Origin of the sequence: Pseudomonas sp. IT-P44 (assembly GCF_949768225.1) — a bacterium.
In the GTDB taxonomy this organism is placed as follows: domain Bacteria; phylum Pseudomonadota; class Gammaproteobacteria; order Pseudomonadales; family Pseudomonadaceae; genus Aquipseudomonas; species Aquipseudomonas migulae.
The window spans coordinates 110545-131622 of the sequence record NZ_CATKQM010000079.1 but is presented as its reverse complement, the minus strand read 5'-3'; the positions used below and the strand labels follow the sequence as shown (position 1 = coordinate 131622).

The 21078-nt window shown below is 60.3% G+C and carries 16 protein-coding genes and 1 riboswitch; of the genes, 2 read left to right on the top strand and 14 right to left on the bottom strand.

What is annotated here, in order from left to right:
• Nucleotides 1-142 precede the first annotated feature (142 nt).
• Nucleotides 143-1147 (bottom strand): low-specificity L-threonine aldolase, encoded by a 1005-nt coding sequence (gene ltaE, locus ACM6IO_RS27340; RefSeq protein ID WP_008038459.1) that lies wholly within the window; start codon nt 1145-1147, stop codon nt 143-145.
• Between the two features lie 197 nt (nt 1148-1344).
• Nucleotides 1345-1516, top strand: a riboswitch (FMN riboswitch).
• Nucleotides 1517-1618: 102 nt separating this feature from the next.
• On the opposite strand from ltaE, the gene ACM6IO_RS27335 reads away from it, so the two are divergent.
• The gene (locus tag ACM6IO_RS27335; RefSeq protein WP_192227960.1) at nt 1619-2128 is read left to right on the top strand and encodes a 6,7-dimethyl-8-ribityllumazine synthase; all 510 of its coding nucleotides are present in this window, start codon (nt 1619-1621) and stop codon (nt 2126-2128) included.
• A gap of 121 nt (nt 2129-2249) precedes the next feature.
• On the opposite strand, the gene astE is transcribed toward ACM6IO_RS27335, so the two are convergent.
• The 7 genes from astE to ACM6IO_RS27300 all read right to left on the bottom strand — a co-directional run bounded on the left by astE (nt 2250) and on the right by ACM6IO_RS27300 (nt 10091).
• Nucleotides 2250-3260 (bottom strand): succinylglutamate desuccinylase, encoded by a 1011-nt coding sequence (gene astE, locus ACM6IO_RS27330; protein ID WP_414912586.1) that lies wholly within the window; start codon nt 3258-3260, stop codon nt 2250-2252.
• Nucleotides 3261-3272: 12 nt separating this feature from the next.
• Nucleotides 3273-3560 carry a hypothetical protein gene (locus ACM6IO_RS27325; RefSeq protein WP_008033108.1) on the bottom strand — a complete coding sequence of 96 codons (288 nt, stop codon included), beginning with the start codon at nt 3558-3560 and terminating at the stop codon, nt 3273-3275.
• A 20-nt stretch (nt 3561-3580) separates the two neighbouring features.
• Complete coding sequence (gene astB / locus ACM6IO_RS27320) at nt 3581-4927, bottom strand: N-succinylarginine dihydrolase (RefSeq protein WP_008033110.1); 1347 nt, start codon at nt 4925-4927, stop codon at nt 3581-3583.
• A 165-nt stretch (nt 4928-5092) separates the two neighbouring features.
• On the bottom strand, nt 5093-6562 hold the full coding sequence (astD, locus tag ACM6IO_RS27315; RefSeq protein WP_192227969.1) for a succinylglutamate-semialdehyde dehydrogenase: 1470 nt from the start codon (nt 6560-6562) through the stop codon (nt 5093-5095).
• Entirely contained in the window at nt 6559-7584 is a 1026-nt protein-coding gene (gene astA, locus ACM6IO_RS27310) for an arginine N-succinyltransferase (RefSeq protein WP_207285408.1), read from the bottom strand. Before astA ends, astD begins: the two co-directional genes overlap by 4 nt.
• 71 nt (nt 7585-7655) lie before the next feature.
• Nucleotides 7656-8675, bottom strand: coding sequence for an arginine/ornithine succinyltransferase subunit alpha (gene aruF / locus ACM6IO_RS27305; RefSeq protein WP_008033116.1), 1020 nt, complete (start codon nt 8673-8675; stop codon nt 7656-7658).
• 195 nt (nt 8676-8870) lie between these two features.
• Nucleotides 8871-10091: an aspartate aminotransferase family protein gene (locus ACM6IO_RS27300; RefSeq protein WP_008033117.1), complete on the bottom strand. Its 1221-nt coding sequence runs from the start codon at nt 10089-10091 to the stop codon at nt 8871-8873.
• A 287-nt stretch (nt 10092-10378) separates the two neighbouring features.
• On the opposite strand from ACM6IO_RS27300, the gene ACM6IO_RS27295 reads away from it, so the two are divergent.
• Nucleotides 10379-15094 carry a dermonecrotic toxin domain-containing protein gene (locus tag ACM6IO_RS27295; RefSeq protein WP_414912585.1) on the top strand — a complete coding sequence of 1572 codons (4716 nt, stop codon included), beginning with the start codon at nt 10379-10381 and terminating at the stop codon, nt 15092-15094.
• A 1-nt stretch (nt 15095) separates the two neighbouring features.
• Here the strand turns inward: ACM6IO_RS27295 and argR are convergent, their stop codons facing one another.
• The 6 genes from argR to ACM6IO_RS27265 all read right to left on the bottom strand — a co-directional run bounded on the left by argR (nt 15096) and on the right by ACM6IO_RS27265 (nt 20472).
• Nucleotides 15096-16076: a transcriptional regulator ArgR gene (argR, locus tag ACM6IO_RS27290; protein WP_008033121.1), complete on the bottom strand. Its 981-nt coding sequence runs from the start codon at nt 16074-16076 to the stop codon at nt 15096-15098.
• Nucleotides 16077-16317: 241 nt separating this feature from the next.
• Entirely contained in the window at nt 16318-17082 is a 765-nt protein-coding gene (locus ACM6IO_RS27285) for an ABC transporter ATP-binding protein (protein ID WP_008034888.1), read from the bottom strand.
• A gap of 27 nt (nt 17083-17109) precedes the next feature.
• The gene (locus ACM6IO_RS27280) at nt 17110-18222 is read right to left on the bottom strand and encodes a M14 family metallopeptidase (RefSeq protein ID WP_192227962.1); all 1113 of its coding nucleotides are present in this window, start codon (nt 18220-18222) and stop codon (nt 17110-17112) included.
• Between the two features lies 1 nt (nt 18223).
• Nucleotides 18224-18922, bottom strand: coding sequence for an ABC transporter permease (locus tag ACM6IO_RS27275; protein ID WP_008034884.1), 699 nt, complete (start codon nt 18920-18922; stop codon nt 18224-18226).
• Nucleotides 18919-19608 (bottom strand): ABC transporter permease, encoded by a 690-nt coding sequence (locus ACM6IO_RS27270; RefSeq protein ID WP_007951063.1) that lies wholly within the window; start codon nt 19606-19608, stop codon nt 18919-18921. Before ACM6IO_RS27270 ends, ACM6IO_RS27275 begins: the two co-directional genes overlap by 4 nt.
• A 90-nt stretch (nt 19609-19698) precedes the next feature.
• Entirely contained in the window at nt 19699-20472 is a 774-nt protein-coding gene (locus ACM6IO_RS27265) for an ABC transporter substrate-binding protein (RefSeq protein ID WP_008034882.1), read from the bottom strand.
• Between the last annotated feature and the right edge of the window lie 606 nt (nt 20473-21078).

Below are 21078 nucleotides of genomic sequence, written 5' to 3'. Positions count from 1 at the left end.
TTCTTCCACGGAGGCTGCGGCCAAAGGCCTGTGCGAAACGTCAACAGACGAAGCGACGGCAAAGGGCCGCATTATATCGGCCCAGCGCGCGGGGTACAGCGTGTTTATACGATAGAAACGGTCAATTGGACGGCTAACGCTGTCAGTTGCGCGAAAACTCGACGAATGTCGCGATGACTTGCTCGATTTGCGCACGGCTCACGTCCATGTGCGTGACCATTCTAAGACGACCGGCGGCGCTGAGTTTGATCCCGCGCTCAGCGGCAAACGCCTTGATCGCCTCAGCCTTGTCGCCCATCTGCACATAAACCATGTTGGTTTGCACCGGTTCGACTTCGTAACCGGCTTTTCGCAGTCCGTCCGCGAGGAATTGCGCGTTGGCATGATCGTCCGCCAGACGCTGGACATTGTTATCCAGTGCGTACAACCCCGCCGCCGCCAGAATCCCGGCCTGACGCATGCCGCCGCCAACCATCTTGCGCAGACGGCGCGCCTTGCCGATCAACTCGACCGAGCCGCACAACACCGAACCAATCGGCGCGCCCAGCCCCTTGGACAGGCAGACTGACACCGAATCGAAGTGCTGGGTGATTTCCCGGGCATCGACACCCAGTTTGACTGCCGCGTTGTACAGGCGAGCGCCGTCGAGGTGCAGTTGCAACCCGTGTTCGCGAGTGAAACTGCGCGCCCGGGCCAGATACTCCAGCGGCAGCACCTTGCCCTGCATGGTGTTTTCCAGCGCCAGCAAGCGGGTGCGGGCGAAATGGAAATCGTCCGGTTTTATCGCCGCTGCCACCTGAGCCAGGTCCAGCGAGCCGTCGGCCTGCACTTCCAGCGGTTGCGGCTGGATCGACCCGAGCACCGCCGCGCCGCCACCTTCGTACTTATACGTGTGCGCCTGTTGGCCAACGATGTATTCATCACCGCGCTCGCAGTGCGCCATCAGGCCCAGCAGGTTGCTCATGGTGCCGGTCGGCACGAACAGCGCCGCGGCAAAGCCCAGGCGTTTCGCCAACTCGGCTTCCAGACGATTGACCGTCGGATCTTCACCGTAGACGTCGTCACCGGTGGCCGCGTTGGCCATCGCGTCGAGCATCCCTGGAGTCGGCTGAGTGACGGTGTCGCTGCGAAGATCGATAACGCTCATGAATCTGGCCTCGGTAAGCAGGGGAAAATCCCTTTCGGAATGGAGTTACTGCGGTCATGTCGACGAATAATCAACCCTTGGGCGAGGAAAAGACGCAGCAAGTGAGCGAAAAAGTCGATAGCAATCATCAGATAGCAGCAATGCACGGCTGAGAAATATGTGTTAAAAACGCTGCGCCGCCAGACAATCTGTCGGCAAAACGTTCTCAGGGCGGGGTGCAACTCCCCACCGGCGGTAATTGCGCGCAATGCGCATAGCCCGCGAGCGCTTGGCGACAGGCACGGCTTCGGCGGTGTTTGACGGCAAGGTCAGCAGACCCGGTGTGATCCCGGGGCCGACGGTCATAGTCCGGATGAAGAGAGAACGGGATTGGCGCCAAAGGGCCGTCCGCAGGCATTCGTGCGAGCGTGCGTACCCTTAAATCCCATTCGATTCATATGCCCTGTTTTATACATAAACAGGAGTCAGAACATGCAACCCACCGCAATCGACAGCAAAAGCAAACACCATCAGGGCGAGCGCGTAGCGTTCATCCAGGCCTGCTGGCACAAGGAAATCGTCGATCAGAGCCGTAAGGGCTTCGTCGCAGAAATGATTGCTCAGGGTTATCACGAATCCGACATCGACTTCTTCGAAGTCGGCGGCGCCTTTGAAATGCCCCTGCACGCCAAGTTGCTGGCCAAGACCGGCCGTTATGCCGGTATTGTCGCGGCAGCCCTGGTGGTGGACGGCGGGATCTACCGTCACGAATTCGTCGCCCAGTCTGTGGTCAGCGGCCTGATGCAGGTTCAATTGGAAACCGAAGTGCCGGTGTTCTCGGTGTCCCTGACCCCGCACCACTTCCATGCCGGTGAAGAGCATCAGAAGTTCTTCTTCGAGCATTTCGTGCACAAAGGCCAGGAAGCGGCGAAGACGTGTGCGGATACGCTGAGCAAGATTCGGGCGTTGCGTCGCAGCGAGCCACGTGCAGTAGCCGTCTAAACACCGCTCCCCCTGTAGGAGCGAGGCTTGCCCGCGAAAGCGATTTAACATTCAACATCATCGCTGAATCTGGAATCGCTTTCGCGGGCAAGCCTCGCTCCTACAGAGTCAGCGTCGTCAGTCAGGCAAGGTTTTCGTCGGTGGTCGGCACGATCAGGATGCCGGCGCGCAGGCCGTTCTTGACCTTGGGGTTCGGGAAGATGATCCGGGCGCCCTCTTCTTCGATGATCCAGCGCGTCTGGGCGATGTCTTCGGCCAGCAGATAACCCACTTCCAGTTCCGAAAAATTCTCGATGTCCGCCGGCAGGTTCAAGCGGAAGCTATCGCTGTGCTTGATGATTTCCCGTGCCACGCTGAACAACTGCAACCCATTCAGCGCCTCTTCGGTCACTTCCGGCTCGGTGCCTTCGATGATCTGTTTAAGGCGGGTTTCCAGCAGGGAGACGTTGACCCCGTCGTTTTGCCCGAACGGCCGCGCCTTGCCCAATTCCAGGGTGAAAGACTCGGCTCCCAGCTTGTCGTAGGTGTAGGAACTGAAAACGATGGACGGCTTGTTTTGCAGCAACACCGCTTCCATGCCGGCGGCGCGCAGGCGAGCCAGTTCCTGACGGGAATGCTGGCGATCTTCTTTCCACGGATACAACGCAAACTGCTCGATTTTCGAGCCACGAATCGCGGTGTGCAGGTCGTAATGCAGACGATCGCGATCCGGCAGGCTGAAGAAACTGGCCGCCAGCCGCTCCAGTTCACAGGCGCGCAGGGCTTCGGAGCCGCTGGTTTGTTCGTGACGGCCGTTGAACAGCCGATTGACGTCCTGCTCAATAAAGCGCTCGCCCTTGCGAATCGCTTCCGGGTTGCCGAACAGGAACAGAATACGTGCGCGCGGCTTCAAGTCGCCGCGAGCGATGTCATGCAACAGACGATCGAGCAACTCGATCGGCGCTGTTTCGTTGCCATGGATCCCGGCTGACAGCAGCAGGTCCAGGCCATTGTCGCGAGCCTCAGGTGGCCGGACTTCCAGCGCACCTTCGCTCAACCAGCGCATGCGCACGCCTTCGACAGTCAGTTGAGTCTTCTCCGCCGGTTCGCGGCCGGCGAGGGTCAGTTCAAGCAGTTTGCCGAGGGCGAGCATAGAGCGGTTTCCTTAGTGGTCGTGGGCGCAATCCGGGCCGTGCACGTGGTCTTCGTCGCCGACTTCAGCCGGTTCCATTTCCAGTTGCAGACTTACCAGATTAGTCGCCAATGGGCGCAGCAGCAGGTTGGCGTATTCAGCGTCACCTTCTTCGACGTCCACGCCGATCAGCAATTGGCCGCGGCCATCGTGCTGAATCCACAGCTCTTTGCCTTGCCAAATGACAGCGACGCGGGTGCAGGAAGTTTCCAGTTGCGTGCCGTCGGTGTCTTCAAGGATCAGCTGCAGGGTATCGCTCATGTGTTTTACGCTCTCGACGTTCAATTGATCTGGAATGGATAAACCGCGCCCAGTTTAAGGATTTGCGTCAGTTCATCCAGTGCCGTCCGGCACTCAAGCAGCAATTGCGGGTCCGCAAGGTCGGTTTCGGCCATGCGGTCGCGGTAGTGCTTTTCGACCCATTCGGTCAGCGTGCCGTACAACGGTGCCGTCATGATAACCCCTGGGTTGACGGCCGCCAGTTCGGTTTCATTCAGTGCCACGCGTAAACGCAGGCACGCCGGGCCACCGCCGTTCTGCATGCTTTGCTTCAGATCGAAGACTTTGACTTCGCGGATCAGGCCGCCAGAACTGGTCAGGCTTTGCAGGTACTGCCAGACGCGCTCGTTGCCACGGCACTCTTCCGGCACGATCAACAGCATCGAGCCGTCAGGACGCGACAGCAACTGGCTGTTGAACAGGTAGGAACGCACCGCGTCTTCCACGGTAACCGCCGAACGGGGTACGCACACCGACTGGAATTTGCCGCCGACCTTGGCCAGTTTGCTTTGCAGCTCGGCCAGCATCTGCTCGGTGTCGAGGAACGCGTCCTCGTGATAGAACAGCACTTCGCCGTTACCCACCGCGATCACGTCGTTGTGGAACACGCCCTGATCGATCACCGCAGGATTCTGCTGGGCGTAGACCACGCCGTCATCGCTCAAGCCGTGCAGACGAGCGACAGCTTGCGAGGCTTCGAGGGTCTGGCGCGCCGGGTACTTCTGCGGTGCCGGGTAGCGGTTATCGAACGCGCTGCGACCGAACACAAAGAACTCGACGCCGGCCTCACCGTATTCACGGCAGAAACGCGTGTGGTTCGCTGCGCCTTCGTCACCGAATTGCGCCACGGCCGGCAACGCCGCGTGGTGAGCGAAGTGCTTCTGATCAGCGAACATTGCACCCAGTACACGGCTGGTGGTCGGGTGCTCGATGCTGCGGTGGTATTTGCAGTTGAGGTTGGCGGCGGTGAAATGCACGCGACCGTCGGCGGTGTCGGCACTCGGGCTGACCGTGGCGGCGTTGGCCACCCACATGCTCGACGCCGAACAACTGGCGACCAGCAACGGCATCGCGTCTTTTGCCGCCTGCTCGATCACTTGCGCGTCGGTGCCGCTGAAGCCCAGGCGACGCAGGGCGGCGACATCAGGACGCTCTTGCGGGGCCAGAACGCCTTGTTGAAAGCCCATTTCCATCAGCGCTTTCATTTTCGCCAGGCCTTGCAGCGCGGCTTCCTTCGGGTTCGAAGACTGCTGGCTGTTGCTCTGGGACGCGACGTTGCCGTAGGACAGGCCGCCGTAGTTATGGGTCGGCCCCACTAGACCGTCAAAATTGACTTCATAGGATTTCATCAGCGAGGCTCCACGAGAATCTGTTTTTATAGGCTTCAGTAACTATTCTTTGAGACCGAGGCGCGGCCTTCGCGGGCAAGCCTCGCTCCTACAGGTTCGGTGGTGTTCATACATTTTATGTACGACACAAATCCTGTAGGAGCGAGGCTTGCCCGCGAATGGCCGTTACGCCATCTTCACGCCAGGCGTGAGGGCCGCTGGCAACGTCAGGCTCGGCGTTTCCAGCGAGGCCACCGGGTACGCGCAGTAATCTGCCGCGTAGTAGGCGCTGGCGCGGTGGTTGCCCGAGGCGCCGACGCCGCCGAACGGTGCGCTGCTCGCAGCACCGGTCAGCTGTTTGTTCCAGTTGACGATACCGGCACGGCTTTCCAGCCAGAACTGCTGATAACGCGCTTCGGAATCCGACAGCAAACCGGCCGCCAGGCCATAGTCGGTGTCGTTGGCTTCAGCGATCGCCGCTTCAAAATCAGCGTAGCGGATCACTTGCAGCAACGGGCCGAACAGCTCTTCGTCAGGACGATCGGCAACGGCGGTCACGTCCAGAATACCTGGGGTCAGCAACGCGGCTTGTGCCTCAGGCTGAGTCATTTCCAGCAACGCCACGGCGCCATTGGCCAGCAGATGTTCCTGCGCATCCATCAGCGCTTTCGCAGCGCCAAGGGAAATCACCGAGCCCATGAACGGCGCGGGCTGCTGATCGAACGCACCGACTTCAATCGTCGAGCTGACCGCCACCAGACGCGCCAGCAACGTGTCGCCCCAGGCGCCCTGCGGCACCAGCAAGCGGCGGGCACAGGTGCAACGTTGACCGGCAGAAATGAAAGCGGACTGAATGATGGTGTACACCGCTGCATCCAGATCAGCGACCTCATCGACCACCAACGGGTTATTACCCCCCATCTCCAGCGCGAGGATCTTGTCCGGACGACCGGCAAACTGCTGGTGCAGGTGATTGCCGGTACGGCTCGAACCGGTGAAGAACAGACCGTCGATGCCCGGGTTCGCCGCCAGGGCGATACCGGTTTCGCGAGCGCCTTGCAGCAGGTTCAACACGCCGGCTGGCAGGCCGGCTTCGATCCAGCACTTGACCGTCAGTTCGGCGACTTTCGGGGTCAGCTCACTCGGCTTGAACAGCACGCTGTTACCGGCCAGCAGCGCCGGCACGATGTGACCGTTGGGCAAGTGACCCGGGAAGTTGTAAGGACCGAACACCGCGACCACGCCGTGTGGCTTGTGGCGCAACACGGCGGTGGCGTCGCCCAGCGGGCCGCTCTTCTCGCCGGTGCGTTCGCGGTAGCTCTGCACCGAAATCGCAATCTTGTTGACCATGCTGGTCACTTCAGTCGCCGCTTCCCACAGCGGTTTACCGGTTTCTTCACCGATGCAACGCGCCAGTTCGTCAGCGTTGTTTTTCAGCGCGCCAGCAAAGGCTTCCAGCACCGAGATACGTTCTTCCAAAGTACGGCGAGCCCAACCCGGAAACGCCTGACGCGCGGCTTGCACGGCGGACTCAACCTGAGCGGCGGTAGCGCCCTCGCCGGCCCACAGCACTTGCTGGGTCACCGGGTTCAGCGACTGGAAGGCTTCACCCTGACCGGCCAGCCATTCACCTGCGATGTATAGCGAATTCATTATTTCGACTCCCGAGCAGCAGACAACGGAACGGCGCGCACTTGATCGCCGGCGTTGAGTTGAAGACGTTTGGCGGTCAGCGGATCGACTACCAGCGTACCGGCGGCAAGACGTGCGGGAGCGGCAGTGATCCGGCAGTCTTCGCGCTTGCGGTTGTGAATGATGAATGGCGTGGCGTCGTCACCCGGCGTGCCAACGGCCAACACCAGCGCCTGACTGTCTCGCACGGCGCGGATCTTGCCGGTTTCGCATTCGATGGCCGGGCCGGCGTCGAAAATGTCGACGTAGCCCTGGTAGCTGAAACCTTCGCTCTTAAGCATGGCCAGCGCCGGCTCGGTGTCCGGGTGAACCTGACCGATCACGTTACGCGCATCCGGCGACAGGAAGCAGGTGTACAGCGGGAACTTCGGCATCAGTTCGGCGATGAACGCCTTGTTGCCCACGCCGGTCAGGTAATCGGCCTGGCTGAATTCCATCTTGAAGAAGTGTCGACCCAGGCTTTCCCAGAACGGCGAACGCCCTGCTTCGTCGGAGACACCGCGCATTTCGGCAATGATCTTGTTGCCGAACAGTTGCGGGAACTCGGCGATGAACAGCATTCGCGCCTTGGACAGCATGCGGCCGTTGAGGCCGGTGCGGAAATCGGCGTGCAGGAACAACGAGCACAATTCCGAGTTGCCGGTCAGGTCGTTGGCCAGAAACAACGTCGGGATTTCGCGGTAGATGTTCAGCTCTTGCGAAGCGCTGACCGTCAGGCCGACCCGGAAGTTGTACCAGGGCTCACGCAGGCCGACGGCGCCGGCAATGGCGGAAATGCCCACCACACGACCGTTGTCGTCTTCGAGGACGAACAGATAGTCCGCATCGCCGCGCCCGGCCTCGCCGCGAAAGGTCTTCTCGGCCCAGCCGACCCGATGGGCCAGACGCTCTTCGTTGGCCGGCAAGGTGGTCAGGCCGGTGCCGGTGCTACGGGCCAGGTCGATCAGAGCGGGTAAATCGCTGCTGCGTACGGGACGAACGATCATGCTATCTCCTCAAACGGGCCGCTTGCGCCACCCGCGAAACACTTGCTGCTTTCTAGGTTGAAAAGCAGGCGTTAAACCGCCACCAGGCGCACGCTTGCACCTTCACCGACGCCCAGGGCTTCGGCCGCTTCCAGATCCAGGGTCACGGGCTTGCCCGGCGCGTAATCGAGCTCGAGCAACACGGCGCGGTAATCCTGCAACTGCGCATTGGCCACCAGGTACTGACGACCGGCGCCTTTGACCGGCTCGCCGATTTTCACCGGCACGACACGGCTCTGGGCGATCGAACGGATCCCCGAAACACGCGCATGCAACGTCGGGCCGCCGTCGAAAATGTCGATGTAGTGATCGGTCTCGAAGCCTTCGCGCATCAGGATGTCGAAAGTGATCTGCGCCCGTGGGTGCACCTGGCCCATCGCTTCTTGCGCGGAGTCCGGCAGCAACGGCACGTAGATCGGGTAATGCGGCATCAGCTCGGCGAGGAACGTGCGGCTCTTCAGACCGCACAGACGCTCGGCTTCGGCGTAGTTGAGGTCGAAGAAGTTGCGACCGATTGCGTCCCAGAACGGCGAGTCGCCATTTTCATCGCTGTAACCGACGATCTCGGTCACCACGGAATCGGCAAAGCGCTCCGGATGGCTGGCCACGAACAGCAAACGGCCACGGGAGTTGAGCTCGGCCCACGGCGAACCCACCAACTCGCGCTGCACGTAGAAACTGGTCAGCAAGCTGTTGCCGGTCAGGTCGTGGCACTGGGAGAGCACGTGAATCTTGTTATGAATCTTCAGCTCGCGGGAAGCGTGCACGAAGGTTTCATTGCGGAAGCTGTAGAACGGCTCGGAATAACCGGCCGAGGCAACGATGGCCGAGCAACCGGCCAGTTTGCCGGTGGCCGTGTCTTCGAGGACGAAGAAATAGCTCTCTTCACCGTTGAAGCTGACTTCGGCAGCGAACGAGGCTTCGCTCGCGGCGATCTTGTCGCTCAGGCGTTCAACGTCATCCGGCAAGGAAGTGACACCAATCGGGCTGTCCGCAGCCAGACGCTGTACCTCGCCCAGATCAGCCATTTGCGCGGGGCGCATCACCAGCATGGTGTCACTCCTTTCTCATACTCTTTGAGGAAAATAAGCCGGCCCTTGTAGGAGCGAAGCTTGCTCGCGAAGGTGTGTCAGTCACAGTGATGTCGACTGACACACCTTCGCGAGCAAGCTTCGCTCCTACAGAAAAGCGGGGCCGGCATCAAAATTGGGTTCGACGCCTGAAATCATCAGGCGTCGAAGGGTCTATCAGGCTTGCGTCAGTTTTGCTGCAGCGCGCTCGAAACGATCCAGGCCGGCATCGATATCGGCGTCTTCAACCACCAGGCTTGGCGCAAAACGCACCACGTCCGGGCCGGCTTGCAGGACCATCAGGCCTTCGCGCTCGGCGGCGTTGAAAATGTCCTTCGCCTTGCCTTTCCAGGCCTCGCTCAGCACGCAACCGATCAACAGGCCCATGCCACGAACCTTGGTGAACAGGCCGTATTTCTCGCCGATCTGCTCCAGGCGAGCCTTGAACTTGTCGTGCTTGGCGTTGACGCCGGCCAGCACTTCAGGGGTGTTGATCACGTCGATCACCGCTTCGGCGACGGCGCACGCCAGCGGGTTACCGCCGTAGGTAGTGCCGTGGGTGCCGACGACCAGGTGTTTGGCCAGGTCTTCGGTGGTCAGCATGGCTGCGATCGGGAAACCGCCGCCCAGGCTCTTCGCGCTGGTCAGGATGTCCGGGATCACGCCGTAATGCTGGTAGGCAAACAGATGGCCAGTACGGCCCATGCCGGTCTGCACTTCGTCGAAAATCAGCAGCGCGTTGTGCGCGGTGCACAGGTCACGGGCGCCTTGCAGGTATTCGAGTTCGGCCGGGATAACACCGCTCTCGCCCTGGATCGGCTCCAGGACCACAGCGCAGGTCTTGTCGGAAATGGCGGCTTTCAGCGCGGCCAGATCGTTGTACGGCACATGGGTGATGCCGGTGATTTTCGGACCGAAACCGTCGGAATACTTCGACTGGCCACCGACGTTCACGGTGAACAGGGTACGGCCGTGGAAGCTGTTGAGAGCGGCGATGATTTCGTACTTCTCGCTGCCAAACCGATCATGGCCGACACGACGGGCCAGCTTGAAAGCGGCCTCGTTGGCTTCGGCGCCGGAGTTGCAGAAGAACGCACGCTCGGCAAAGGTTGCGTCGATCAGCTTGTGCGCCAGACGCAGGGCAGGCTCGTTGGTGAACACGTTGGACACGTGCCACAGCTTGTTCGCCTGCTCGGTCAAGGCACCGACCAGCGCCGGGTGCGCATGGCCCAATACGTTAACGGCAATCCCGCCGGCGAAGTCGATCAGCTCGCGGCCAGACTGGTCCCATACGCGGGAACCGGCGCCACGCACAGGAATGAAGGCGGCAGGCGCATAGTTGGGAACCATTACCTGGTCGAAATCGGCGCGTTCTACCGCAGCGTGCTCAACGGACATCGGAGTCTCCTGAAGAGGAACACTCGCCGGAAACTGGCGAGCGATGGGGGGATTGTAAGGACAGTTTTCAGCCCGGCCTTGCCGCCAAGCGACAACTTCTTATAGCGCAAACCCCGGTTTCAGCCGGGTTTACGGCAATGCGACATATAGCGTCGCAAAGGCGCAGTTTAAACCGGCGGCACAGGTTATAGGCAGGCTTGTCGAACGGTGCGGTAAATATGTACCGCACACCGTGCTTCATCGTTTGTTTTCCTTGGGTTCCATCCAAACGCTAACGGACTAGCGCCATGATTCAGCATGACCCCGAGCTTACGGCTCAGCCAGACGCGCATTTCCAGCATGCGTTCCACAATCTGCCCGACTGGCTATTAACAGCATCGCCCGCTACGCGCACTGCGCTGAAAAGCGCGCGGCTGGACCTCCCTGAATGGCACGCCCAGGCAACCCGCCAGCAGCACCAATCATTGAAAGCGGCCAGCACGCACTATCTGGCCCAGCGTAACCACCTGGAATCCATGCTGGATAAACTGCAGAACGCCCGGGACTTTGCCGAACCGCTTCTGCGTGACGCATTGAAAACCCGGTACGGCCTGGAACTGGACGTCAAGACGACCTTCCTGCGCCTGCACATTCCGCAGACCGTTCCGTGGTTCCCGATCAAGACCGGTGCCGCGCGCACCTGGACGGTCTCGCTGCTCGACGCCGCCCTGCACAACTTTCAGGATTCGGAAACCGAAGCGCAGGCTTACGAATCTGCCTCGACGTTCATCACCGAACCCTCGTCCACCGGACAATTCGATACATTGCCGGCGATCAAGCGCCAACTCTCCATTCAGCACTTCACCCGGTTGTGCAGGGAGCTGGATATCGGCGGTCGATACGAGGCCCACCTCAAGGAAAACCTGGGGTTTACCAACCCGGTAGCCGCTGCCGTGTTGAAGTCGAGCGTGATCAAGACGCACAAGGCCGCCCTGCTATCAGCCCTGCACCTGGCCCAGGTCCGTGGCGATCTGCCGCTGGATGCCTGGCAATCGATTCTCGACATGATCGAGGGCCGCGAAAACGTGGGGCTGGACAACTGGCGACTGCACTGTCACGACCTGAGCCTGATGTCTTCATTGCTGACCGGCATCGTCATTTTCGCGCCGAGACTTGAACTCACCTCCCAACGCTCGCGAATCATCGCCTACATCCCCGACGACCCGGAACACCCGCTCAAACAGTACCCCGACACCCTGGCGTTCATGACCGAGCTGACCCGCAAACTGCGCTCGCCTGCTTACCAGGCGTTCTTCAGCCGGTTCATCGATCATCAGGAACGAGGCCACTTTTTCGCCGACCTCAACAGTCGCCTCCACGCCGTGACCTGGCATGAACACCAGCGCGGCGATCCGCTGCCGAGCTGGCGCGACACCCCCATCGACAAGCCCAACCTGCAATTCTCGGTGAACCCGATCAGAAACGATCTGTGGACTCACCTCTACCAGCAGCAATTGAACAAGCTGCTCAATGACGCACGCACCCTTGCGGTTTCTACCGCCAGCGCCGACCGAGCAGCGCGATGGGCGGCGTGGGACGCCTTCAGCAATGTCGCCAAAAAGATCCTTGAAGTGGCGTCGTTCGTGGCCCTGCCCTTTGTTCCGTTTCTGGGCGAATTGATGCTCGCCTACATGGCCTACCAAGTGCTCGACGACACGTTCGAAGGCATCATCGACTGGGCCGAAGGCCTGAAAACCGAAGCGTTCGGACACTTGATGACGATCGCCGAAACGGTAGTTGAACTCGGAACGTTCGCGGTGGGCGGTGTCATGGCGGCCGGGGCGTTCAACGGCCTCATGTCTCGCGAGGCGGTGACGCTGATTTCCCCGCTCAAACCCATCAAGACAGCCACAGGCAAACCCCGATACTGGAAACCGGATCTCGCGCCTTACGAACAGTCCGTTGATCTGCCGGACGCTGCCAGCCCCGACCCTCTCGGTTTGTATCAGCATGAGGGCAAAACACTGGCGCGCGTTGAAGGCAAACTCTACTCGGTAAAACCGGACAGCAAGACTGGCCGCTTTCAGATTCAACACCCGCGCCGGGCCGACGCCTATCAGCCGGCTCTGCGACACAACAGCCATGGTGCCTGGCAGACCACACTGGAGCGACCGCTGACGTGGGACAGGGAAACCGTGCTGCGCCGCCTCGGCCAGAGCGTCGAGTCGTTCAATACTGCCGAGCGTGAGCAACTCCTGCAGATCAGCGGTTTTCACGACAACGTGTTGCGCGAGATCCATGTCGAGAATCAGCGCCCACCTTCGCTGCTGACCGACACGATCAAGCGCTTCAGGATCGACCGTGACATTCAGGCACTGGTCGAGCAGACCGGCAGTGACCACCCCGACCGCTATCAGGCGCTGAACCAGCGCAGATCGCTGTTCCAGTCTCGCTACCGCGAACTCGAAAAAACTGCTGATCGCCACGTTCTGCTACTGCAAGGCGAAGTACCGGGACTGCCCACGGACATCGCGCAAGAATTGGTGAGCAACGCAAGCGGTACCGAACTGAAGCAAATGCACAACGGCCACTTGCCCCAGCGCCTCAAGGATGTAGCGCTGAAAGCCATGGACGCGGTGCGTGTCGCCAGAGCCTATGAGGGGTTTTATCTGCAGGGCATGGAAACGGCGGACACCCATCGCCTGGCCCTGCATAGCCTTGAATCACTGCCCGGCTGGCCTGCTCGCCTGCGCATCGAAGTCAGGGAGTTTTCCCACGAGGGGGCGTTGCGCGACAGCATCGGTCAGCCCGACGCCCCCATCCTCAAGACACTGATATACGCCGAGGACCACACGTATCGGGCCCATGAAAACACGTCTCTGCCGGGCGACTTTTATCAGGCCCTCCTGAAGGCACTGCCCGACGCTGAGCGCACGGCATTGGGTCTTTCTGCCGAAGACGGTCAGCTACTCAAACAACGCATTGCCGAGCATGCGCAGAACAAACCCGCGTTGCGCACGCTACTGGTGAAGCATCCCAACCGAAAACCCTTCTATGACCCGGCGACCATGCGCCTGCCCGGCGGATCGGAGGGTTACAACCGAATAGGTCGCCCCACCCCCACACTGAATGACAGGGTTCGCGAGGTGTATCCAGGCCTGCCCCAGGATGAACTACGCGCCGTCGTCGCCCGCCTGCAACGCCACCCCGATGGCGCTCGCGTGGAGCTTTCGCGCCTGAGCAATGAACTCGAACGGCTGCATGAAGACCTGGATACCTGGATAAAGGAATCCCCCACCGTCCACCCCGAAACCAGACAGCCATTGAGCGAGCTGGAACAACAGGCCCAGCAGCACAACCGCCGGTTGCTGGCTCAGGAAATCCAGCAGAGCTGGCGTCGGCAAACACAACGGGATCTCGAATCGACAGAGCACAATGACCGCTATGTGCTGCGATTCGCCGAGCCGATTCTGGGTGCGTTGCCGGTACTGACGGCGGACTTCAGTCACGTATCGCTGGTCGCACTCGAAGGCAGTCACGCGGAGCAAGGTGTTCACGGTTTCCTGCAAAATTTCAGCGACCTTCGTCGCCTCGACTTGCGGCGCTTCTCCCTGACCACCCTGCCCGACGCCATCCCACGGATGACCAACCTCGACACATTGGTGCTGAACGAATGCGCGATCAGGATTGATGCCGACGCGTGGTCGAAACTGTCCTCATTGAACAAACTGGTGATGCTGGACCTGTTCCGTAATCCGATTGACGTGGCTCCCGATGTCGGCGCATTTACCGAACTCGTGCACCTGGACCTGAGCGCAACCGGTCTGACTGAAATCCCCGTCAGCGCTATCACGCACCCCAGACTCGATACGCTCATGCTGATCAATAACCGGATCACCGAGCTGCCTTCCGGGTTGTTCGACAGCGTGGTCTACGACAAGCGCGGCGTGCACCTGTCGGACAACCCGCTCGTCGACAGCGCTCGGCAACTCGTCAAGCTGCACTACCTCGAAACCTCATACGATCTGGGCGTCTATGCCCCCGAGGCGGATATCGAACGAGCCAGGGCGCTCTACCCGAACATGGAAGTCGAGCAGGCCAGCGATTTCGTCTACGAACTGCCCGGCACACTGGAAGAGGGCCGAACAGAGCTGACCCACCTGGAAGCAGAGCTGGCCCAATTGAGCAACGATCTGACGACATGGACAGCCGATCTACCGCCGCGCCACCCACTGACGGGAGACCCCTTCAGTGACATGCAACAGTTTGTCGAACACGCCAATCGCGATGAATTCAAAGAGGCACTGGAACGCTGCTGGCGGCATGACGCCGAGCTGGATGATTTCAATGAGTCGCTTGAGCCGTCGTATGAACTCTCCATCCGCCCGGTCATCACCGGGGAACTGCCGACCCTCAGCGCTGACTTCAGCCATGTCTCGGCGCTGGAGCTGCACAGTGTCGATGGCGTGACGCGCATCGGGCGTTTTCTGGAATCCTTCCCGAACCTGAGAAGCCTGAGGCTGCGCGACTGCAACCTCGGTGACATTCCCGATGCGGTGTTCAAGATGGGGCGACTCAGGTCACTGTCGATTCCCAGCTGCCGCGTCGGCCTGTCCGTGCAGTCGGTCGGCGCATTGGCGGGAATGGAACAGCTCGAATACCTCGATCTGGGCCTCAACCCCTTGGGGCTGACACCCGACCTGAGTCAGATGCCGGACCTGGCGACCATTCTGCTCAACGACACCGGCATCACTGAGATACCCGATGGCCTGCTACAACTGGCGGAACTGGACTGGGCAGACTTGAGCGGCAACGCAATCACCAACGTACCCAGCGACCTGTTGGAGTTGCCCGTGGAAGTGGCGGAGAACATTACGCTGAGGGGCAATCCGTTTACGGAGGAAAGCCTGTTGCGGCTGATCAGTTACTTCGAACGCACACGTGCCGACTTTGGCGTGGAAGAAGTGATCAATCGAGGTGAAATGAACGTATCCACCTCTGAGGGTTCCGAGATCGACGAATAGATCAGCCGCGCTCGGACGGCACTGACGACAACTCGAACGGACTGCTGCTACGCCGCTGGTTGCGATCTTCCCGCGGCGTGGCGCCGAAGAAGTTGCGGTAGGCGCTGGAGAAATGTGGCCCCGAGGAGAAGCCGCACGACAGGCCGATCTGGATGATCGACTTGCTGGTTTGCATCAACATCTGCCGGGCCTTGTTCAGGCGCAGTTCCAGGTAGTACTGGCTCGGCACGCGGTTGAGGTATTGCTTGAAGATCCGCTCCAACTGCCGACGTGACACGCACACGTGCTGGGCGATTTCGTCGGTGGTCAGCGGCTCTTCGATGTTGGCTTCCATCAGCAACACCGCCTGGGTGAGCTTCGGATGGCTGGAACCGAGGCGGTTCTGCAACGGAATGCGTTGGCGCTCGCCGCCTTCGCGGATGCGCTCGACCACCAGTTCTTCGGATACGGCGCCAGCGAGTTCGGCGCCGTGATCACGGGCCAGCACTGCCAGCAACAAGTCGAGTACCGACAGGCCACCACACGCCGTCAGGCGATCGCGATCCCAGTCGAACAGATGGCTGGTGGCGATGACTTTCGGGAAACGCTCAGCGAAATCGTCCTGCCAGCGCCAGTGCACGGCAGCACGATAACCGTCGAGCAAACCGAGTTGAGCCAACGGATAAACACCGGCGGACAAACCACCGATCACGCAACCGGCACGCACCAGTTGTTTCAGCGCACTGCTGAGCGCCGGCGCGAGGGTGGTCGGCGGCTCATCGGCGAGCAGGAACAATTTCTGCAGGTTTTCGAGCTTGCCGGCCCAGGGTTCACCCGGCAATTGCCAGGCGCCTTCGGTCGACGGTTCGGCCTGCAGGAACGACAGTTCGTAGACCACGTCCGGATGCACACGCTGGGCAACACGCAAGGCCTCCTCAGCCAGCGCAAGCGTCAGTGCTTTAGTGCTGGGCCAAATCAGGAAACCAATTCGATGGGCAGTCATGGCGGGCAATCCGAAACGAAACAGTGATGAAGGCATGGGCCAATGCTAGCCCGTAAATGAACGCAAATCTCAAAACCGGTAACCATCCCCTGTAGGAGCCGGCTTGCTGGCGATGGCGGTATGTCTGTGCCAGATACTTAAACTGACCCACCGCGATCGCCAGCAAGCCGGCTCCTACAAATCGGGGCCGGCCTCTAAATTGCGAAGCATGCACTATCCCGGTGCACAACGGCAGTCTTGATTATTTCAGGCTGCCCGAGAGGAATTGTTGCAGACGTTCGGACTGTGGATTGACCAGCACTTCACGCGGGTTGCCGCTTTCTTCGACGACACCTTTGTGCAGGAACACCAGCTGGTTCGACACTTCACGGGCGAAGCCCATTTCGTGGGTCACCACCACCATGGTCCGGCCTTCCTGGGCCAGGGCCTGCATCACCTTCAGCACGTCGCCAACCAGTTCCGGGTCGAGGGCCGAGGTCGGTTCGTCGAACAGCATCACCTCAGGTTCCATCGCCAGCGCACGGGCAATCGCCACGCGCTGCTGCTCGCCACCGGACATGTGGCCAGGGTAAGCGTCTTTACGATGCGCCACGCCGACCTTGTTCAGGTAGTGCTCGGCTTTCTCGCGGGCTTCGGCCTTGGACATGCCGAGCACGTGGACCGGCGCTTCCATGATGTTTTCCATCGCGGTCATGTGCGACCACAGGTTGAAGTGCTGGAACACCATCGACAGACGCGAACGCATGCGTTGCAGCTGTTTCGGGTCAGCGGCTTTCAGCGCGCCGTCCTTGTTGGCAACCAGTTTCAGCTCTTCGTTGTTGAGCAGGATCTTGCCCGCGTGCGGCTGCTCCAGCAGGTTGATGCAGCGCAGGAAGGTACTTTTGCCGGAGCCACTGGAGCCGATGATGCTGATCACATCGCCAGCCGCCGCTTTCAGGGACACGCCCTTGAGCACTTCGTGACTGCCATAGCGTTTATGCAGGTCTTGGACTTCAAGTTTGTACATGCGGTCGGTTCTCACAAAAACAGTCAGTCAGTCGTTGAGCAAGCGCCCGTGACGCAGCGCTTCGCGCCCCGCCACCTTGGCCAGCCAGAAACCGGGTTGGGCATAACGCAGCCGTTCAATGGCAAACAGCACCCCGGACGTACCAGCACACACCGTGCTGACCCGATCCGATAACGGATCGATCACTTCAAAAATCTCGTCGCCGGCTTCGATCCACTCACCGGGTTTACGCAGAAAACTGATCACGCCCGGATGCGGCGCGAACAGCAATTCGGTGCCTTCGAACGGCATGCCTTCACACGCGTCCTGCGCAGGTTTCGGCCATTCGCCGCTGATCAAGCCTTGCTCGGCGAGGAACGCGAGAATGCCTTCAGCGTAAGCCTCGGCGTCAGCGCGAGCGGTATCGGCCTGCCCCCCTAATTCAATAGTAGTCGCCAGGCACGCCAGTGGAATCTGCGCATCCGGGAACTGACGGGACAAACGCAACCATGGCAGCGAGCAGGCTTCGTCGAAGGAACTGCCGCCGGAATCTTCCGCCAGCAGGCCCACTTTCACATTCAGGTGCGCGGCGAGCGAACGCCACTGCGGCCAGTGTTGCGGCAACGCGTACATGTGCAGCGCGGCTTCGGCATCGCAGTGCAAATCGAGCACCACATCGGCAGTGCAGGCATGGCTGAGCAACACGCGCTGCATGCCTTGCAACTGGCTGCTCGCCTCCGGCAATGCCGCCAGGTGATCGCTCATGGCCTGACGGATCAAGCGGATGTTGGCGTGCGGATCGTCACCCAGATGGCCTTCGAGTTGGGCGGCCACTGGCGCGCTCAGCTCGACGAAATCGCGGTTGAAGTTCTTGCCGCTGCCCGCTTCGAAACGCCCTTGATGACTGCCTTGCAACAGCTGACCGAGGCCCAGCGGGTTGGCTACCGGCACCAGTTCGACCACACCGTTGAGCAAGCCTTGGGCTTCGAGTTCGGTCAGGCGCTTTTTCAGCTCCCAGGCCGTGCGCATGCCCGGCAATTCATCGGCGTGGAGGCTGGCCTGGATGTAGGCCTTGCGCTCGCCGCTACCGAAGCGGAACACCGAAATCTGGCGTTCGCTGCCCAGGTGGCTCCACGGCAATGGATGATCGATGCGTTCCATATCAGTGCTTCCGCGGGGCCAGGTAGCCCAGCCAGCGGCGCTCGGCCAGTTTGAACAGCTTCACCAGAATGAAGGTCAGGCACAGGTAGAACACACCCGCGGTGATGTACGCTTCGAACGGCAAGTAGAACTGAGCGTTGACCGTGCGCGCGGCACCGGTGATGTCGATCAGGGTCACGATGGACGCCAGACTGGTGGTCTGCAGCATCATGATCACTTCGTTGCTGTATTGCGGCAGCGCCCGGCGCAGGGCCGATGGCAACAGAATCCGCTTGTACATCTTGAAGCGCGACATGCCCATGGCCTTGGCCGCTTCGATCTCACCGTTCGGCGTAGCGCGCAGGCTGCCGGCGATGATTTCCGCGGTGTAGGCGCTGGTGTTGATCGCGAAGGCCAGGCACGCACAGAACGTCGCGCTGGACAGCCACGGCCACAGAAAGCTTTCCCGCACCGCCTGGAATTGCGCCAGACCGTAGTAGATCAAAAACAGCTGCACCAGCATCGGCGTGCCGCGGATCACGTAGGTGAAGAGCCAGGCAGTCATGTTGACGGCCGCGTTCTTCGAGACCCGCATCAGCCCCAGCGGCAAGGCCGCCAGCAGACCGAAAAACAGCGACAGCGCGAGCAATTTGAGGGTGGTCACCAGGCCGCCGAGGTACAGCGGCAGGGCCTCCCAAATGACGTTGTAGTCGAAGATCATAGATCAGCCGCCCTTACGCCTACCGAGTAGCGCTTCTCAAGGTGACGCAATGCCAGCAACGAGACACTGGTGATCACCAGGTACATCGCGGCCACTGCGAGGAAGAAGGTGAAAGGCTCGCGGGTGGCATCTGCCGCCTGCTTGGCCTTGAACATCATGTCTTGCAGACCCACCACCGAAATCAGCGCGGTGGCCTTGGTCAGTACCAGCCAGTTGTTGGTGAAGCCCGGAATCGCCAGGCGAATCATCTGCGGCACCAACACCCGGAAGAACACCTGAAAGCTGCTCATGCCGTACGCCATACCGGCTTCGGCCTGACCCTTCGGGATCGCCATGAACGCGCCACGGAAGGTTTCCGACAGGTACGCACCGAAGATGAAACCCAGGGTGCCGATACCGGCGGCCAGCGGGTTCAGGTCGATGTAATCGTCATAGCCGAGCATCGGTGCGACACGGTTGAGCAGGTCCTGACCGCCGTAGAAAATCAGCAGGATCAGCACCAGATCGGGAATCCCGCGGATCACCGTGGAATACAGATCGCCCAGCCAGGCCAGCCAACGCACCGGCGACAGACGCAGCGCAACGCCGATCAGCCCCAGGACGATGGCCAGGGCCATGGACGACAAGGCGAGCTGAAGCGTCAGCCATGCGCCATCGAGGATGACAGCCCCGTAGCCTTTCAACATGATTCAGATCCTCGAAAGTTGGGATGAAAAAATGGCGCAAACCTCAGAGATCCTGCTGCTTGCGCCATTCGGACTTGTCGCCGGGACGTGTTACTTGCCGTAGATATCGAAGTCGAAGTACTTGTCCTGGATCTGCTTGTACTTGCCGTTCTCGCGAATGGCAGTGATCGCGGTGTTGACCTTGTCTTTCAGCGCATCACCCTTGCGAACAGCAATACCTACGCCGTCGCCGAAGTATTTGACGTCGGTGAAGGCCGGGCCCACGAAAGCAAAACCTTTGCCGGCGTCGGTTTTCAGGAAACCGTCATTCAGCAGCGTAGCGTCTGCCACGGTGCCGTCGAGGCGACCGGCAGCGACGTCGAGGTAAATTTCGTTCTGCGAACCGTACGGCTTGACCTCGGCACCCAGCGGGGCCAGGACTTCGCGGGCGAAACGCTCGTGGATCGAACCACGTTGCACGCCAATGTTCTTGCCCTTCAGCTCGGTCAGGCCTTCGCTGACTTGAGTGCCGGCCTTCATGACCAGGCGAGCCGGGGTGTTGTAATACTTGTTGGTGAAGTCCACGGACTTCTTGCGGTCCTCAGTGATCGACATCGACGACAGGATGGCGTCGATCTTGCGCACTTTGAGTGCCGGGATCAGACCGTCGAACTCTTGCTCGACCCAGACGCACTTGACCTTCATTTCTTCGCACAGTGCGTTGCCGATGTCGTAGTCGAAACCAACGATGCTGCCGTCCGGTGCTTTGGAAGCAAACGGAGGGTAAGCCGCTTCGATGCCAATTTTCAGAGGCTTTTCATCGGCGAAGGTTGGCAGGGACAGCACGGACAGTGCCAGGGCGCCAAGCAGCACGAGTTTCTTCATCTTGGGACTCCATCGGTAAAGGGCTAAAACGGCAGAGTGAGCAACAGCCCATTATGCGAATGAGTAAAACCGGAAAGCGGTTGCTGCGTCCTGGGAAACCGGCGTTGTTTTCAACGCGAGCAACGACGAGCGAGTGATCGGCATTCTAACGACAGGCCCGAAGCCGATATTTCTTCAATGCGACAACAAATTACAGAAGCACCGAGAAAGCCGTTTAGGCACGTTGACAGCCTTGCAATTTCATGCAAGAGCAAAAGACAGTGAACCGATCTATATTGCAAATTGCGGGCCTATTATTCGCAAAGCCTTCTAATCCGGCAAGCGCAGCGTGGGTTCTTATTTTTTTGCGGGGCTGAAATGCACGGATGCGGGGATATGGCGTTTCGCAATGCCCCGTATCGGCGCGGGCGGTTACACATTCAGTTACTTGAAGGGTGGCGGGTAACAGTGGGAAATGGACTACAGGGGAAGCCGATAATTATTGGGCGTTGTTTATGCGGTGTCTGACAGTCCGCCTTCGCGGGCAAGCCTCGCTCCTACAGGATTCAGGTACACCTCAACCCCTGTAGGAGCGAGGCTTGCCCGCGAAGAGGCCCGAACAGCCAA

Excerpts from the sequence above, each read along its gene's own strand:
- astA (WP_207285408.1), bottom strand. The coding sequence starts at position 7,584 with ATGATCGTTCGTCCCGTACGCAGCAGCGATTTACCCGCTCTGATCGAC.
- aruF (WP_008033116.1), bottom strand. The coding sequence starts at position 8,675 with ATGCTGGTGATGCGCCCCGCGCAAATGGCTGATCTGGGCGAGGTACAG.
- ACM6IO_RS27335 (WP_192227960.1), top strand. The coding sequence starts at position 1,619 with ATGCAACCCACCGCAATCGACAGCAAAAGCAAACACCATCAGGGCGAG.
- astE (WP_414912586.1), bottom strand. The coding sequence starts at position 3,260 with ATGCTCGCCCTCGGCAAACTGCTTGAACTGACCCTCGCCGGCCGCGAA.
- ACM6IO_RS27275 (WP_008034884.1), bottom strand. The coding sequence starts at position 18,922 with ATGATCTTCGACTACAACGTCATTTGGGAGGCCCTGCCGCTGTACCTC.
- ACM6IO_RS27325 (WP_008033108.1), bottom strand. The coding sequence starts at position 3,560 with ATGAGCGATACCCTGCAGCTGATCCTTGAAGACACCGACGGCACGCAA.
- ACM6IO_RS27265 (WP_008034882.1), bottom strand. The coding sequence starts at position 20,472 with ATGAAGAAACTCGTGCTGCTTGGCGCCCTGGCACTGTCCGTGCTGTCC.
- ACM6IO_RS27300 (WP_008033117.1), bottom strand. The coding sequence starts at position 10,091 with ATGTCCGTTGAGCACGCTGCGGTAGAACGCGCCGATTTCGACCAGGTA.
- ACM6IO_RS27295 (WP_414912585.1), top strand. The coding sequence starts at position 10,379 with ATGATTCAGCATGACCCCGAGCTTACGGCTCAGCCAGACGCGCATTTC.
- ltaE (WP_008038459.1), bottom strand. The coding sequence starts at position 1,147 with ATGAGCGTTATCGATCTTCGCAGCGACACCGTCACTCAGCCGACTCCA.
- ACM6IO_RS27285 (WP_008034888.1), bottom strand. The coding sequence starts at position 17,082 with ATGTACAAACTTGAAGTCCAAGACCTGCATAAACGCTATGGCAGTCAC.
- astB (WP_008033110.1), bottom strand. The coding sequence starts at position 4,927 with ATGAAATCCTATGAAGTCAATTTTGACGGTCTAGTGGGGCCGACCCAT.
- ACM6IO_RS27270 (WP_007951063.1), bottom strand. The coding sequence starts at position 19,608 with ATGTTGAAAGGCTACGGGGCTGTCATCCTCGATGGCGCATGGCTGACG.
- argR (WP_008033121.1), bottom strand. The coding sequence starts at position 16,076 with ATGACTGCCCATCGAATTGGTTTCCTGATTTGGCCCAGCACTAAAGCA.
- ACM6IO_RS27280 (WP_192227962.1), bottom strand. The coding sequence starts at position 18,222 with ATGGAACGCATCGATCATCCATTGCCGTGGAGCCACCTGGGCAGCGAA.